The organism is Nonomuraea ferruginea, from assembly GCF_039540635.1.
GTDB classification, from domain to species: Bacteria; Actinomycetota; Actinomycetes; order Streptosporangiales; family Streptosporangiaceae; genus Nonomuraea; species Nonomuraea ferruginea.
The window spans coordinates 1-15202 of sequence record NZ_BAABFD010000041.1 but is presented as its reverse complement, the minus strand read 5'-3'; the positions used below and the strand labels follow the sequence as shown (position 1 = coordinate 15202).

The 15202-nt window shown below is 73.3% G+C and carries 16 protein-coding genes and 1 pseudogene; 2 read left to right on the top strand and 15 right to left on the bottom strand.

Going from position 1 to position 15202, the window contains the following annotated elements; all coding sequences use genetic code 11:
• Both ABD999_RS43240 and ABD999_RS43235 read left to right on the top strand, forming a co-directional pair.
• Positions 1-906 carry an LPD16 domain-containing protein gene (locus tag ABD999_RS43240; RefSeq protein WP_271279646.1) on the top strand — a complete coding sequence of 302 codons (906 nt, stop codon included), beginning with the start codon at positions 1-3 and terminating at the stop codon, positions 904-906.
• 5 nt (positions 907-911) lie between these two features.
• Positions 912-2078 carry a cysteine desulfurase family protein gene (locus tag ABD999_RS43235; protein WP_148030037.1) on the top strand — a complete coding sequence of 389 codons (1167 nt, stop codon included), beginning with the start codon at positions 912-914 and terminating at the stop codon, positions 2076-2078.
• 49 nt (positions 2079-2127) lie between these two features.
• Here the strand turns inward: ABD999_RS43235 and ABD999_RS43230 are convergent, their stop codons facing one another.
• From ABD999_RS43230 to ABD999_RS43160, 15 genes and pseudogenes are all read right to left on the bottom strand, one after another.
• Positions 2128-3132, bottom strand: coding sequence for a hypothetical protein (locus ABD999_RS43230; RefSeq protein WP_148030036.1), 1005 nt, complete (start codon positions 3130-3132; stop codon positions 2128-2130).
• 15 nt (positions 3133-3147) lie between these two features.
• Complete coding sequence (gene rfbA, locus ABD999_RS43225; RefSeq protein ID WP_148030035.1) at positions 3148-4026, bottom strand: glucose-1-phosphate thymidylyltransferase RfbA; 879 nt, start codon at positions 4024-4026, stop codon at positions 3148-3150.
• A gap of 22 nt (positions 4027-4048) precedes the next feature.
• Positions 4049-5200, bottom strand: coding sequence for an ABC transporter permease (locus ABD999_RS43220; protein ID WP_271280390.1), 1152 nt, complete (start codon positions 5198-5200; stop codon positions 4049-4051).
• Entirely contained in the window at positions 5197-6369 is a 1173-nt protein-coding gene (locus tag ABD999_RS43215) for an ABC transporter permease (RefSeq protein WP_271280389.1), read from the bottom strand. The genes ABD999_RS43220 and ABD999_RS43215 overlap by 4 nt, the downstream gene beginning before the upstream one ends.
• Before the next feature lie 14 nt (positions 6370-6383).
• Complete coding sequence (locus tag ABD999_RS43210; protein ID WP_271280388.1) at positions 6384-7322, bottom strand: ABC transporter ATP-binding protein; 939 nt, start codon at positions 7320-7322, stop codon at positions 6384-6386.
• Positions 7319-8347 (bottom strand): right-handed parallel beta-helix repeat-containing protein, encoded by a 1029-nt coding sequence (locus ABD999_RS43205; protein ID WP_271280387.1) that lies wholly within the window; start codon positions 8345-8347, stop codon positions 7319-7321. Before ABD999_RS43205 ends, ABD999_RS43210 begins: the two co-directional genes overlap by 4 nt.
• Positions 8344-8871, bottom strand: a complete 528-nt coding sequence (locus tag ABD999_RS43200; RefSeq protein WP_345483254.1) for a 4'-phosphopantetheinyl transferase superfamily protein — start codon at positions 8869-8871, stop codon at positions 8344-8346. Before ABD999_RS43200 ends, ABD999_RS43205 begins: the two co-directional genes overlap by 4 nt.
• A complete protein-coding gene (locus tag ABD999_RS43195; RefSeq protein ID WP_261808376.1) occupies positions 8868-9668 on the bottom strand; it encodes an alpha/beta fold hydrolase in 801 nt (266 codons plus the stop codon). Before ABD999_RS43195 ends, ABD999_RS43200 begins: the two co-directional genes overlap by 4 nt.
• A 35-nt stretch (positions 9669-9703) precedes the next feature.
• A complete protein-coding gene (locus ABD999_RS43190; RefSeq protein ID WP_271279720.1) occupies positions 9704-10561 on the bottom strand; it encodes an ester cyclase in 858 nt (285 codons plus the stop codon).
• Positions 10554-11084, bottom strand: a complete 531-nt coding sequence (locus ABD999_RS43185) for a holo-ACP synthase (RefSeq protein ID WP_271279721.1) — start codon at positions 11082-11084, stop codon at positions 10554-10556. Before ABD999_RS43185 ends, ABD999_RS43190 begins: the two co-directional genes overlap by 8 nt.
• Positions 11081-11989, bottom strand: coding sequence for an ACP S-malonyltransferase (locus ABD999_RS43180; RefSeq protein ID WP_148030029.1), 909 nt, complete (start codon positions 11987-11989; stop codon positions 11081-11083). The genes ABD999_RS43185 and ABD999_RS43180 overlap by 4 nt, the downstream gene beginning before the upstream one ends.
• A gap of 14 nt (positions 11990-12003) precedes the next feature.
• Positions 12004-12873, bottom strand: coding sequence for an alpha/beta fold hydrolase (locus tag ABD999_RS43175; protein WP_148030028.1), 870 nt, complete (start codon positions 12871-12873; stop codon positions 12004-12006).
• A complete protein-coding gene (locus ABD999_RS43170; protein ID WP_345483251.1) occupies positions 12870-14108 on the bottom strand; it encodes an NAD(P)/FAD-dependent oxidoreductase in 1239 nt (412 codons plus the stop codon). The genes ABD999_RS43175 and ABD999_RS43170 overlap by 4 nt, the downstream gene beginning before the upstream one ends.
• A 5-nt stretch (positions 14109-14113) precedes the next feature.
• Entirely contained in the window at positions 14114-14842 is a 729-nt protein-coding gene (locus ABD999_RS43165; protein WP_219548594.1) for a nitroreductase family protein, read from the bottom strand.
• Positions 14839-15202 (bottom strand): annotated as a pseudogene (locus tag ABD999_RS43160) (beta-ketoacyl-[acyl-carrier-protein] synthase family protein); the annotation flags it as partial. The pseudogene ABD999_RS43160 and the gene ABD999_RS43165, both read right to left, overlap by 4 nt.

Here is a 15202-nt window from a genome sequence, read left to right as displayed (position 1 = left end):
ATGGGTAACGTTCTCAGCGACCGGGTGACCAAGACTCACCGGCTCGTGGCATCAGAACAGGAGCTCCGCGAGGCGATCGGCCACGAACTGGCCGGGCAGGACCTCGGCGAGCCGGTCATCATGGGCGGCCACTTCATGCTCTTCGAGGACGACGCCACCGGCCGCCTCGTCCCCGGCGTCATCGAGGAGCAGCACGACGAGACCATGCGCCGCCGCGTCGCCGGCCGCGTGGGGATCTTCCCCGGCTACACCTGGCGCCTCGCGGCGGACCTGGCCAGGCCCTACGTCGAGTCCGGCGTCGGAGCCCGGCTGCTGCTGCTGATCAACGACTGGCAGTACGTGCCCAGGACGGGCCGTCCGGCCTCCGAGCTGCGCGCGGAGTTCTTCGAGGGGTTCACCGGGCTGCCCGCCGGATACCGCGACGACCTGGCCGCCGCGGGCCTGTCCGAGGACCTCGTCCTGCCCAGCCGCAAGCACCCGCTCGCCTTCCCCGAGACCTGGCTGAAGTACCGCTTCCAGAAGGCGGCCGACAAGTTCGTCAAGCAGGGCCTGCTGGAGAAGCGGTTCCTCGGCGCCGACGAACCGGAGGAGGGCGTCCGGGACACCGAGGTGGCGTTCGTCGACGCCGACGGCAACTACCGCACGCTGATCAGCTGCGGCGTGACCGGCTGCGCCGGCGAGATCACCGAGATGATCGCCGAGGTGCACCGGGCCGGTCACCGCACGATCTTGATCTTCGCGCCGGGTGAGTGCCTGATGCCGGTGCAGACCGGCGTGGAGATCGCGCTGAGCCTGTACGGCCTGCGCGGCATGCGGGTGGTCATCGCCGACCCCGGCGGCAGCGGTGAGATGTCCGAGGACGAGATCTACGGCAACCTCGTCTCGGTCAGCACCTTCAGGAGCTGATCATCATGAAGGTCATCTACCTGGACAACTGCGCCACGACCCGTGTCGACGACGAGGTGGTCGACGCGATGCTGCCCTTCCTGCGGGAGGACTTCGGCAACCCGTCGTCCCCGCACCTGCTGGGCAAGCGCGCCCGGCGGGCCGTGGACGGCGCCACCGAGTCGGTGGCCCGGCTCATCGGCGCGGACCCCGCGGACCTCGTGTTCACCTCCGGCGCGACCGAGAGCAACAACCTCGCGCTGCTCGGCATGTTCGGCCACGAGGACCGCGCCCCGGTCAACGCCGCCGTCTGCCCCACCGACCACAAGTCCTCGCTGTCGATCGGCCGCGCGCTGGCCGGCCGCGGCCTGGACGTCAGGACGATGCGGGTGCGCCCGGACGGCCGGGTCGACCTCGGCCACCTGGCGGGCCTGCTCGACCCGTTCTCCCGGGTGGCCACCGCCTCCTGGGTCAACAGCGAGATCGGCACCGTCCAGCCCGTCCGCTCGATGGCCGCGCTCTGCCACGAGGCCGGCGCCATGCTGCACGTGGACGGCGCTCAGGCGGCGGGCCGGATCCCGGTCGACGTCCGGGAGGCCGGGATCGACACCATGTCGATGTCAGGGCACAAGATCCGCGGTCCCAAGGGCGTCGGCGCCCTGTACGTGCGCCCGGAGATCCGGCACCGGCTGCGGCCCGTGCTGTTCGGCGGCGGGCAGTACGCACTGCGCAGCGGCACGATCCCGACCCACCTCGTGGTGGGCATGGGCAAGGCGTGCGAGCTGGCGTCGGCCGGGATGGCCGCCGGGACGCGGCGGGTGCGCGAGCTGCGCGCGACCGCGCTGGAGATGCTCATGACCGGCTTCCCCGGCGTCCGCGTGAACGGCGACCCGGACGGCGGCGTGCCGCACGTGCTGAACGTCGTGCTGCCCGGCGTGCGCGGCGAGAGCCTGGTGTCGAGCCTGCGCTCGGTGGCGCTGTCGACCGGTTCGGCGTGCAACTCCGGCTCCCAGGAGCCGTCCCACGTCCTGACGGCCATCGGCCTGGACGCGGAGGACGCCAACAGCTCCGTGCGGATCTGCCTGGATTCCCGGCTGCCCGCCGAGGACCTCGTACGGGGCCTCGAACTGGTCCTGGAGCGGGCCCGCGCGCTCGCCGACGTGGTCGTGGCACTGGACGGGCCCCGCAGATAGGAAGAGACCGTCCGTCCGCCGCGTTCCCGGGAACGCGGCGGACGGGACGTCAACCGGCGGCCCCGAGGTATCTCCTGGCGGCCTGCACCCCGGCCTGGAACCTGCTGGTCGCGTCCAGGTCGCGCATCAGCGAGGCGATGTGCCTGCGGCAGCTGCGCACCGACATGCCGAGCTTCCTGGCCACGACCTCGTCGGTGTAGCCCTTGGCCATCAGCGCCGCGATGGCCTGCTGCAGGTCGTCGGCCACGTTGGCGTAGCCGACCTCGACGCCCTCCAGCGGGGTGGCGGTCTCCCACAGGTGGTTGAAGAGGTCCAGCAGGAACTGCGCGATGCCGTGGTTGTGCACCCGGGCGACGCTCGCCTCCCCGTCGTCCTCCACGCCGAACATGACGACCAGCGCCCGGTCGAAGACGACCGCCGACCTGGGGACGTGGCTGACGGTGAAGACCGCCGCGCCGGCGTCCGTCAGCCGCTTCAGGAGCATCCGGGTGGACACGTCGGCCCGGTTGCGGTGCTGGCAGATGAGGCGCACCGTCACCCCTCTGGCCAGCAGCGTCAGATACATCTGTGACAGGTCCTCGACGTCGCCGCCACCGGCCTGCATCGCCAGCACCTCGTCGCGGCAGGCGTCGCCGGCCGTCTTCAGGAAGCCGCGCACCTCCATGGCCCCCACGAGATACTCCACCGCGCCGGCCGCCGAACCTCGGCCGGCGCCGGCGTACTCCGACTGCAACGCCCCCATCCGCTCGCGGATCTGGTCGATCAGCTCGCGGCGCTGGTAGATCTCCCGCTCCACCGAGGAAACCAGGGAGGCGGCGGCCAGCTCGGGGTCCACCGGCACGAACCGTACGCCCTCGCTGTCGTCGACCCTGAGCAGCCGGCTCTCCACCAGGTTCGCCACCGCCTCGCGCACGTCGCGGACGGTCAAGCCGAGATCTTCCGCGGCCACCTCGACGGCCTCGATCACGCCCTTGCGGGAGGCGTAGCGGTACACGTCGGTCACCAGATCGCCGAAGGCGGGCGATCTGCCCGGGAACAATGTCGTCACACTCATCGATCGGTCTTCCTCTCACCTGTTCATGAACTGCTCGGCCACCGAGATGACGTACTGGCCGTAGGTGGACTTCTCGAGTTCGACGCCGAGCCGATGACAGGCCTCGGCGTCGATGTAGCCCATACGGAGAGCGATCTCCTCCAGGCACGCGATGCGCACTCCCTGCCGGCGTTCCAGTAGCTGGACGTACTGGCCCGCCTGCAGCAGCGAGTCGGGGGTCCCGGCGTCGAGCCAGGCGAAGCCGCGGCCTAGGTCGACCAGCTTCGCCCTCCCCTGTTCCAGGTAGGCGCGGTTGACGTCGGTGATCTCCAGCTCGCCGCGCGCCGACGGGGTGAGGTTCTTGGCGATGTCCACGACATCGCCGTCGTAGAGGTAGAGGCCGACGATCGCCCGGTTGGACCTGGGCCGCTCCGGCTTCTCCTCGATGGACAGCAGCCGGCCGCCGGCGTCGGTCTCGGCGATCCCGTACCTGTGCGGGTCGTGCACCGGGTAGCCGAACAGCACGCAGCCGTCGACGGCGCGGCACTCCTCGCGCAGCAGCTCCTGGAAGTTGTAGCCGTGGAAGACGTTGTCGCCCAGGATGAGCGCGACCGGCTCGCCGCCCAGGTGGTCGGCGCCGAGCACGAGCGCCTCGGCGATCCCGTTGGGCTCCGCCTGCTCGGCGTAGGTGAGGCGGAGGCCGAGCCGGGAGCCGTCGCCGAGGAGCCGGCGGACCTGCGGCAGGTCCTGCGGCGTGGAGATCAGCAGGATGTCGCGGATCCCGGCCAGCATCAGCACCGACAGCGGGAAGTAGACGAGCGGCTTGTCGTTGACGGGCAGGAGTTGCTTGGAGACCGCCAGCGTCGCGGGCAGCAGCCGCGTGCCGCGCCCCCCGGCGAGCAGTATCCCCTTCATGCGAACCATCCCCTCCCGGCGTTCAGGTGACCCGGGTGCGCCGGTCGAACAGGATCAGGGAGCCGCCCAGCAGCAGGACGGCCATCCCGGCGAGCACGGCCACCTCGGTCAGGACCGCGCCGAGCCCGGTGCCCGGCCGGGTGAGCGTGAGCAGCGCGTCCATGCCCCAGGCGTGCGGGAAGGCGTGGCCGATGGCGTTGATGACCTCGCCCGAGGCCTCGCGCGGCCACAGGCAGCCGCCCAGCATGCCCAGCACGACGCCGAGCGGCGGGCCGATCGCGGGTGCCTGGTCGGGCGAGCGCAGCAGCGTGCCCACCAGGATCGCGGCGCCGGTGGCGACCAGCGAGAACACGCCCACGACGACGGCCACGGCGAGCGGGTCGCCCCACGAGACGCCGAACGCCAGCGAGCTCACCACCATGATCAGCACGGCCTGGGCGGCGGCCACCAGGAACCTGCTCACCGCCTCGCCGAACAGCACCGACCGCTGCCGCACGGGGGCGGTGAGCGCCCGCTGCAGCATGCCCAGCCTGCGGCTCTCCACCAGCGCCGCGGCGACGGCCATGGAGTTGATGAAGGTGAACAGCAGCAGGTTGGCCGGGGCGGTGTAGGCGAAGCCGCGCGGGTCGCCGCCGGTCGTGGCGGAGTCGTTCACCGAGACCCGGCCGGCCTCGGCCTGGGCCTGCCGCACGTACTCGGCGGCCTCGCTCTCGGTGGCGCCCGCGACGGTCGCCGCCCTGGTGGCCTCCAGCACGGCGGCCACCCGGCTCACCGAGACGTCCACCGCGCCGCGGGCGGCCATCCCGCTGCCGTTGGTCCCGGTCATGACCAGCTCCAGCCGGGTCGAGCCGGAGGGGACGACCAGGCCCGCCGCCAGCGATCCCTCCCGTACGCCGGAGCGCAGGTCGGCGGCGTCGTCCATGGGGATCACCGTCAGGTCCGGATGGCGGCGCAGCTCGGCCAGCACGGCGGTGGTGACCGGGTCCGAGCCCTCGGCGACGACGCCGACGGGCAGCCGGTCGGAGCCGGCGGTGCCGCCGCCGAGCGCCATCCCGACGAACGCGATGGACACGAACGGCATGATCACCATGAAGAACAGGCCGACCCGGTCACGCGTGAGGCGTCGCAGGTTGGCGGCCACGAGCGCCGCCACCGGCCGCGGGCGTCCGCTCATAGCAGCAGTCCCTTCCTGAAGCCGGCGACGGCCGTCCCGCCCGCCGCCAGCGCGATGGCGCACAGCACGCCGATCGGGCCGGCCACCGCGCCGACGGAACCCGCCGCGCCCGCGCCCGCCAGCTCGGTCAGCGCCGTGGAGGTCCAGCCGTTCGGGGTGAGCAGCGCCACCGCGCGCAGCGGCTCGGGAAGGTCGTAGAGCGGGACCAGGCTGCCGCCGAAGAACGCCGCCACGAACGAGACGACCATGATCACCCCGTCGGCCTGCGCGTCGGTCCGCACCCGGCTGGCCACCAGCATGGTGATCGCGGCGGCGGCCAGCACGTGCGCGACCAGCACCGCGAACACCGCGACCGGATCCCCCCAGGTGGTGCCGAAGATGAGCGTGGAGGAGGCCCAGCAGACGCAGACGCTGACCACGCCCAGCCCGAACCCGACGACCCCCTTGCCGGCGACCGGCACCCACGCCGCGACCGGACCGGCTCGTATCCGGTCGAGGGTGCCGAGCTTGCGCTCGGTCAGCAGGCCGCGGAACGAGGCGCCCACCACGAAGAAGGCGAACAGCGCCGCCATGCCGGAGCCGTAGTAGACCGACAGGTCCACCTTGCCGCCGGAGAGCGGGTCCTCGGCCAGGGTGAGCGCGGGACCCGCGGCCCCGTTCCGCTCCACCAGCTCCTTGACCCGCTCGCCGGGCACTCCGGCGAGCAGGACCGCGTGCACGGCGAGGGTCCTGGCGTCCACCACCGCCGAGATCCGGTCCACGACGGCGCCCGCGACCACCCCGGCCAGCGGCGACTCCGGCGAGGTGAGCACCGCGACGTCGCCGCCGCGCCCGGCCCCCACGCTCTGGCTGAACCCGGCGGGGAACACGATGGCCGAGCCGATCTCCCCGGCGTCCAGCGCCCGCCGCGCCTGCTCCTCGCCGGGCAGGTCGCGCAGGGTCACCGCCCCCTTCAGCTCCTCCGAGGCCAGCACCTCGCGGCGCACGGAGGCGGGGAACTCGCCGCGGTCCAGGTCCACGAAGCCGACGGTGGCGCGCAGCGGCGGATCGTCGCCGCCGAGCGCCAGGCCGAACAGGGTGGCCAGCGTCACCGGCACGATCACCGCGATGACGATCGCGGTGCCGTCGCGCAGCCGGGTGCGCAGTTCGAGTGCGCTCACCGTGAGCATCGCCCGCCACATGGTCAGTCCCGTAAGGAGGTGCCGGTGAGGTGCAGGAAGGTCGCCTCGAGGTCGGGCTCGATGACCTGGGTGGCGGTGACGGTGGCGCTGCCCTCCACGGCGGAGATCAGCGCGGGCAGCAGGTATCTGCCGCCCTCGGCGATCAGCCGTACGGACTCGGCGCCGGTCCTGGCCGCCTCGATGACGCCTTCGACGGTGCGGAGCTTGGCGTAGGCCGCCTCCACGTCCCCGTCGAGCACCAACTCGATCTTGTCGGCGCTGCCGACCATGGCGATCAGCTCGCGCCTGGTGCCCTCGGCGATGATCCGGCCGTGGTCGATGATCGCCACCCGGTCGCAGACCCGCTCGACCTCCTCCATGTAGTGGGAGGTGTAGAGCAGCGACATGCCGTCGCCGACCAGGAGTTCCAGGCCGTCGAGGATCGCCTTGCGGCTCTGCGGGTCCACCCCCACGGTCGGCTCGTCCAGGATCAGCACGTCGGGGCGGTGCAGGAGGGCGGCGCCGATGTTGATCCGCCGCCGCATCCCGCCGGAGTAGGTGTCCAGCCTGCCGTCGGCCCGGTCGGACAGCCCGATCAGGTCGAGCACCTCCTCGATCCGGGCGGCGAGCCCGCGCCGGGCCAGGCCGAACAGCCTGCCGAAGAAGCGCAGGTTCTCGCGGCCGGTCAGCTCCGGGTACAGGGCGATCTCCTGCGGGACGTAGCCGATCCTCGCCTTGGCGCGCCTCGGGTCGGCCGCCAGGTCCGTGCCGCCGACCAGGACGGTGCCGGCGTCGGGGCGCAGCAGGCCGACGAGCATGGAGATCGTCGTGGTCTTGCCGGCGCCGTTCGGGCCGAGCAGGCCGTAGGCCTGGCCCGGCGCTATCGAGAAGCCGACGTCCTCGACCGCCGTCACGTCCCCGTACCTCTTGCGCAGGCCCTCGCAGGCCAGCGTGGCCGTCACCGCGGGCCCCAGCCCTCGGCGGCGGTCAGCCCGGGCGGCTCGCCCTTGTCGGCGACGTTCCCGGCGAACACCTGCCGCGCCAGGTCGGTGCCGAGCTGGTGGTCGAGCGGGCTGTTGCCGGTGATCCGGTTCCACAGCACGTGGTTGTCCAGGGCGTCGTCGCCGCCCCACTCCTTGGAGGAGCCCATCACGAAACCCGCCCCCATCACGGACTCCCCGCTGGGGTGGTTGTCGTGGATGTGGTTGTCGACGACGCTGACCCGGTGGGTGCCGATCAGCGCCAGGCCGACGCCGGAGATCGGCGGCCCCGCCGCGCCGAGGCCGTCCGGCTCCACGCCGGCGGCCAGGTCGTTGCCGTACAGGTCGTTGCCGGCGACCAGGCAGTCGCGCACGCCTCCCTCCGGCTCGCCCTCGTAGACCTGGTTGAGCAGCAGCACGCCGATCGCGTTGCCGTGGCAGGAGTTGCGCACCACCCGCGCGCCGGAGGAGTTGTCGACGAAGATGCCGAAGGCGTTGGCGAAGGTCTCGTTGCCGTCGAGCAGCGCGCCGGAGCGGGGGCAGAAGCTGAGGGCGACGCCGCCGTACTGGCTGCCCGAGGCCCGGCAGCCGGTCACCGCGCAGCCGCTCGACTCGCGCAGGTAGACGCCCCACACGGCGTTGTCCTCGGCGGTCACCTCGTGGACGGTCACGCCGGAGACGGTGTGGGCGTAGATCCCCGCCCCGGAGAAGCCGCGCACGGACAGCTTCTCCACCCGCACGTCGGCGACGCCCTCGCCGTGCACGGTCACGCCGCTGACCACGTCGTCGCCCGCGTCGTGCAACCTGGGCACGCCGACCGGCCCGCCCTCGCCGGGCGCCAGCACGGTCCGGCCGGCCCCGGCCCCGGTCAGGGTCACCCCCGGGTGCCTGATCCACACGTGCTGCCGGTGGACGCCCTCCGCCAGCGAGATCCGCGCCCCCGGGCCCGCCTCGTCCAGCGCCCGCTGGATCGACTCCCCGGGCCGTACCGTCATCGTCCGCGTCATCCCACGCTCCCGTCCACGAACACGATCGCCAGCGATACGAACAGGCCGTCGCCGCTCCCCCAGCGGGCGGCCCCGGCCACGATCCCGCCGTCGCCGCTCCGCCGTCGGGCCGCACCCGCCGCGGTCCCGGCGAGGGTTCGGCCCGCGCCGTCCGGGGCTGGGCGCAGCCGCGCCAGGGCGGCCCGGCCGCTCGCGCCCCGGACCGTGTACGCCGCGCCTCCGGTCAGCCGCAGCCCGGTCGAGGCGGCCAGTTCGCCGGCCGCCTCCTCCAGCAGGGAGGCGCTCCAGCCGGACGGCGGGCGGGCCTCGGCCTCGAAGTCGTGCCAGGTGAACCCGGGAGGCCGGCTGCCCACGGCCTTGATGAGGCTCTCCTTGACGGAGAACGCGGCCGGTCCGGGCCCCAGCGCGCGCTCGGCGGCGGTGGTGAGCCGGCGGGCGAACACGTCCCCGCCCCGGCGGGCCGCGCGGGCGATCCGGTCGACCTCCACGATGTCCACGCCCATGAGGGCGGCGCCGGCGCTCACGCCAACGCCCCGGAACAGCGGTCCGCGAAGGGCATCAGCGCGGCGGTGTACTCGTCGGCGCGCTCGACCATCGGGATGTGCCCGCAGTCCTCCACGAGCAGGATCTCGTTGCCCGGGTAGCCGGCCAGCACCTCCAGCCACGGATCCACGGGCGTCATCCTGTCGTGCCTGCCCCAGAGGTACATGGCCGGGCAGGACACGCGGTCCAGCGCCGCCCGCACCCGGTACCCGCGGGTGGCCTTGAGGCTGCGGGCCATGCTCACCATGGACTCGGGCCGCCGCAGCATGTCGCCGACCTCCGCCATGCGGTCGTCGGAGAACAGGCTGCGCCCGCCGTGGAACAGCGCGGCCACCATGCGCTCGCCGAACTCGTCGCCGAACGGCCGCACGCTCCCCCGCCGGTCGAAGCTGAGGCCGACGTCAGGGTCGGCGGTGAGGCCGGGCGCGCCGCTGACCACGATGCCGAGCACCCGGTCGGGGCGGCGGCCCGCCAGGTCGATGGCGACCAGGCCGCCCAGCGAGTTGGCGCACAGGATGATCTCGCCGGCCCCCGCCTCGTCGCAGGCGCGCAGCAGTGCGTCGCCGAGCCGCTCGATCGAGCCGGCGACCCGGCGGTCGAGCGCGCAGATAGCCTCGTTCGTACGCAGCACCGGCAGGCCGGCCCGCTCCAGGTGGCGGTAGGGGTGCTCCCAGATCCAGCCTCCCGCGAACAGCGCGGACATGAACACCACGGCGGGCCTGGGGCTGTCGCCGAGCCGGTGCTCGGCGGTGAAGTCCATCATCGAGGCTCCGGTCACTTCCGTCTCCACATGGTTCGCAGGGGGCTCGGGCATCACAGCGTGGCGGCGTCCTCCGGGGTCCACCCGCACGCGCACGCCGCGCCTTCGCGGGTCGCGACGACGGCGGCGCAGCTTGGGCAGCGGGCGTAGTCCCGCGCGGAGGCGGGGTACCAGACGCTGGTGTGCACGCGGGTGCACAGGCCGCTCCTGAAGAAGCGGCGCATGGCCCGCTGGTGCGGCCGGGCGTGCACCGCGCGCAGCGACTCCGGCCGGTCGAAGGCGCTCAGCGTGAACTTGCGGTCGCCGGCGTCGAAGGTGGCCGCCCCGAGGAAGCCGCGCGACGCCCGCAGCGACTTGACGATCTCCACGCTGAGCAGGTCCACGTCGGCGGCCTCCGCGTCGTCGCGGATCTCCAGCCAGGTCAGCACCAGCGCGCCGGGGCGCTCGGTGCGGCCCGTGGGAACCCTGGCGCTCATGCCGTACTGGCGGGTCTCGTCAGCGGCCGGTACGAATCGCGCCGCGTAACCGAGCGCCTCGGCGAGCGCGAGCCTGTCGTAGCTCCTGCGGACGTGCGCGCCGTCGTGGTCGAGCGTCACCAGGTCGGTGCCGGACACCGTGACGGTCCCGTTCGTCGCCGGCATCCCCAGGTACGCCCCGCGATGATCGGCCCGCAACGTCCAGAAGACGGCGACCTCGTCCTCCCCGCCCACCATCCGCTCCACGAGGAACCGCTGACCGGCGAACCGCCCCAGCACCCGCGCCGCGTACCCGGCCAGCCCGTCACCGCTCAGCACGCCCCCCGAGTCGGGATCGGCATAGGACGCCACCGTGGCCGCCACCGCCGCCGGATCCCCCGCGCTCCAGGCCGCCAGCTGCGCCTCCACGACCTTCCGCACCTCCACGTCACCCACGCGCCCCTCCCCACTCCAGAAGGCGGGAGGAGAAAGGCACGACGCCCTCCACCACCCCACCCCGGCGGTCCTCCTCCGCTCCACCCCGCTCCGTCGAGCCGCGCACCACGCGGCGGTCGTCCTCCGGGAGGTGGGGGGAGGAGAGGGCGACGGCCAGGGCGTGGCTGCCGGTGTGGCTGATGGAGACGCGGATGCCGCGGGGGTCGGTCCGCCGGGCAAGGTCGGCGTGCAGGTGGACGGCCGGGGGGTGGCCGTCCAGGCAGGTCGCGCCGGCCTGGCAGGCCGGGGTGGGCAGGGGCAGGATCTCGACCTGGCCGAGGTGGGTCGCGGTCGGCGGCAGGCCGAGGAGCCGCAGCACCGCCCGCTTGCCGGCCAGCCGCCCGGCCCAGTGGTCCAGGGTGCGCCCCGACGACCGCACCCGCTCGGCGGAGGTGAAGACGTCCTCGACCCGCATCCCGTCGAGCAGCTCCACCGGCCGCCTGAGCCCGGCGTAGCCGACCGCCGCGCCGCCCCAGCGCTTCACGCCGCCACCTCCCTGGCCAGGCGGCGCAGGGTGCCGGGATCGGCCATGCTCAGGCAGCGCGCCCCTGCCCGGCGGGACAGCCCGGCCAGGACCTTGCTGTCGCCGACCTCCACCCCGGGCGCGACCGCGTCGACCGCGCCGACCGTACGGGTCCACAAGACCCTGCCGGTGAGCTGCGCCACCAGCGCCCGGCGGAGCGCGCCGAGGTCCGTGGTGGGCTCGCCGGTGACGTTCGGCACGACGGGGACGCGGGGCTCCCGCATCGGGGCCGCGTCCACCGCCGCCGCCCAGCCGGGCACCGCGCCGGCCATGAGCGGGGAGTGGTAGGCGCCCCCCACCTTGAGCGGCACGATCTTGGTGGCGTCGGTGGCGAGCTTCTCCAGCCGGTCCAGAGCCGGGACCGCACCGGAGACGACCACATGACCGGGCGCGTTCTCCAGTCCCACCACGACGGGCTCCCCCGGCGCCGCGGCCGCCGACGCCAGCTCCTCCACCCGCTCCGCGGACAGCCCCATCACCGCGCGCATACCGCCCGCGATCCGCCCGGCACCGGCCATGAGCCGGGCGCGCGTCTCCACCAGGCGTACGGTCCCGGCCAGGTCGAGCACGCCCGCCGCGTGCAGAGCGGTCAGCTCGCCCACGCTGTGCCCGGCCACGACCGCGGGCTCGTACCCCTCTTCCGTCAGCACGGCCAGGGCGGCGAGGTTGCAGGCGGTCACCGCCACCTGGGCGTGCTCGGTCGACACCAGCCGGTCGAGCGGGCCGCGCGCGCACAGCGGCGAGATCGGCCGCGACAGCAGCGCGTCGACCTCGTCCAGCCGGTCGCGGGCCACCGGCCTGCGGCGCAGCCACGCCCCCATGCCGACCCGTACGGTGCCCTGGCCGGGGAAGAGATAGCCGAACATGAAGTGAGCTCCATTCACAGGCGGCGGCGCGGCCGGCGCTCCTCGTGGGCCGGCCGCTCGGTACCGAGGAAGCCGAGCAGCAGCTTGTTGACCTGGTCGGGGGCGTCGAGGGGCAGCCAGTGCCCGGCGTCCTCGATCCGTTCGTAGCGCCAGGGCCCCTTGACGAACTTGCCGGAGGCGGCCATGCCCTCCTCCAGCAGCGCCTTGTCGCCCGCGCCCCAGATGCCCAGGGCCGGCGCGAGCACCGGCGGGAAGCGGCGGGTGATCCGCAGCTCGGAGGCGGGCGAGCGGTTGGCGCGGTACCAGTTGAGCCCGGCGGTCAGCGCGCCCGGCCTGGCCAGGTCGCGCAGGTAGCGGTCGTGGTCGCCGTCCCTGCCCATGATCTCCTTGAACAGCCGCCAGCCGTTGCGGCGCAGCAGCTCCTCGCTCACGCCGGGGAACTGGTAGAAGAGCATGTACCAGGAGGCCGCCCGCTGCTCGATCGACGGCGTGGCGAAGACGCCGGGGTGACCGACCGACAGGGCCACCAGGTGGTCGATCCTGCGCGGCATGAGGAAGGCGTACATCCAGGCGATGGCGGCGCCCCAGTCGTGGCCGACGAGGTGCGGCCGTCTCACGCCGAGCTCCATCGTCAGCGCCACGACGTCGTTGACGATGGTCTGCATGCCGTACGCCTCGACCTCCTGCGGCTTGCCGGAGTCGCCGAAGCCGCGCAGGTCGGGCGCGATGACCCGGAAGCCGCCTTCGACCAGCGCGGGGATCTGGTTGCGCCACAGGTAGGAGGAATCGGGGAAGCCGTGCAGCAGCACGACAGGAGGGCCCTCGCCCTCGTCGACGTAGGCGAGGTCGACGCCGTTGACGTGGACCGTCTTCTTCTCCATCATGCCGTCTCCCTGAACAACCGCTCAGCGAAGAACTCGCTGAAGCCGAACTCGGGCACCTCTTCGGGGGCGACCATGTTGAGCAGTCCCGTCACCTGCGCGGCGAAGTTCCTGGCCATCAGCCGGCGCACCCGGCGCCTGCGCTCGACGGCGGCGGGCCCGAACTCGACGTGCAGCCTGCTGATGATGGAGGCGCCGAAGTCCAGCCGCTCCAGGCGGAACTCCCGCTCCTCGACGTACGGCGCGAAGGCGGCAGGCGACCAGTCGGCCGAGCCGAGCAGGATGTCGCAGACGGTCCTGGAGTCGCGCAGCGCGCAGGACAGGCCGGTGCCGAGCACGGTGTCGGCGTTGCCGGCCTCGTCGCCGATCAGCACCACGCCCTCGGTCAGCGGCGGCCCCTCGGGGACGCTGGACACCGAAGGCCACACCGACAGCGGCCCGGCGGGCGTGGCCGCGGTCACCGCCTTGCCGTGGTCGGGCAGGCACTTGAGCTCGTACGCGGCCAGGAACCGGTCCACGCCGCCGGGCCCCCGGTAGCGGTGCTTGTTCACGGTGGGGAAGTTGAGATAGAGGCGGGCCCGGCCGTAACCCTGCGGGAAGACCATGAACATGACGTCGCCCTCGGTGCCCATGGCCTGCACGTCGGGCGGCCAGCCGTCCATGCCCTCGACCATCATGCCGCCGCCCCAGTGGTGCATGGAGTTGCGCATCGTGATGCCCACCTGGCGGCCGACCGTGCAGCCCCGGCCGGTCGCGCCGAGCACGATCCGGGGGCGCAGCTCGCGCGGGCCCAGCGGCGTGCCGTACGAGACGACCGGGCGCGGCCCCGGCCTGACCGTGATCTTGGCGGCCGCCATCTCCAGCCGGGCGCCGGCGGCCACGGCCTGCTCCGACATCAGCTCGCACACGGCGTGGTGCGGGAAGGCCATCGGGCCGCCGAAGCCGGGGATGAATCCGGTCATGTCCACGGCTTCGACCTCGTCGTCGGCGACCGCCTCGTCCCAGGTCATCCACTCGCGGATCTCCCAGCCGCCGCCGTCCCAGAAGCAGTCCTCCACGCCCAGGCGGCGGGCCTCCCTGATACCCCACGGCGCCAGCCACTCGCCGCGCACCAGGTCCTTGTAGGCCTCCTGCTTCTCCAGCACCACCACGGACAGGCCGCCCGCCGCCAGCTTGCAGGCCGCGGATGCTCCGGCGATGCCGCCGCCCACGATGACGACGTCGGGCTGCTCGGACACGTGTGTCAACTCCCCCACCTCTCCCAGTAGGTGCGTTCCTCCGCGCTGTAGCGCTCAGCCGGGCGAAAGTCGGTTCCCAGGGTGTAGGCGACCGGGATCATGCACACCTGCGTGACCCCCGACGGGATGCCGAGCAGGCGCCCGACCTCCCGTTCGTGGGGGACGTGCAGGCAGGTGATGGTGCTGCCGAGGCCCCTGCTGCGCAGCGCGAGCTGGAAGGACCAGATGGCCGGGAAGATGGAGCCGTAGAAGATGCTGGCCCTGGTCTCGCCGTGCCGCACCAGGTGGCCGGGGTCCTCCGCGACCTTGTCCGCCATCCGCACCCGCCACGCCTCGTTGATGGCCGCGATGTCCGGCGGTCGGCCGAGCACGCACGGGATGACGAGGACCGGCACCGCTTCGAGCGTCTCGGTGAGCGCGAGCGCGGAGGCGTAGTTGCGCTTGGCGCGGGCGTCGTTGCGGCGGCGGCCGGCGTTGGTCCAGATGTCGTTGCGGTGGAAGGTCCAGGAGGAGCGGATCATCTCCGCCAGCTTCGCCTTCACCGCCGGTTCGGTGATCACCAGCCAGCGCCAGTTCTGGTGGTTGTTGGCCGTCGGCGCCTGCACCGCGACCTCCAGCGCCTCCCGTACGATCTCGGGCGGCACCGGCCGGTCGAGGTCGAGCCGGCGGCGCACGGACCGCGTCGTCGTCAGCAGCCGGTCGGTCTCGGCCACGTCGAAGGGCGGTGTGCTCATACCGCCCCCAGCAGAACGGCGCCCGACACCGACCCGGGGGCGGCGGTGAGCGCGAGCGCCTGCTCCACCGGCCCCGGCAGCACGGGATCGGTCAGATACCGGCCGAGGTCCCCGGCGACCGGCCGGGCGAGCCCGGTGAGCGCGGGCGCGATCCCGTCGCGGACGGCCAGCGCGGCCATGGCGATGTTCATCGCCCCGCTCGCCGCCTGGCAGTCGCCGATCAGCGCGGCCGACGAGGTCAGCACCCCGCCCGCCGCCCCCAGCACCGCCGCCGCCTCCTCGCGGTCCCGCGACGAACCAGCACCCACCCCGACCACCACCCCCGCCCGCAACCCCAGCCCCCGCGCCACCCCGCCCAAT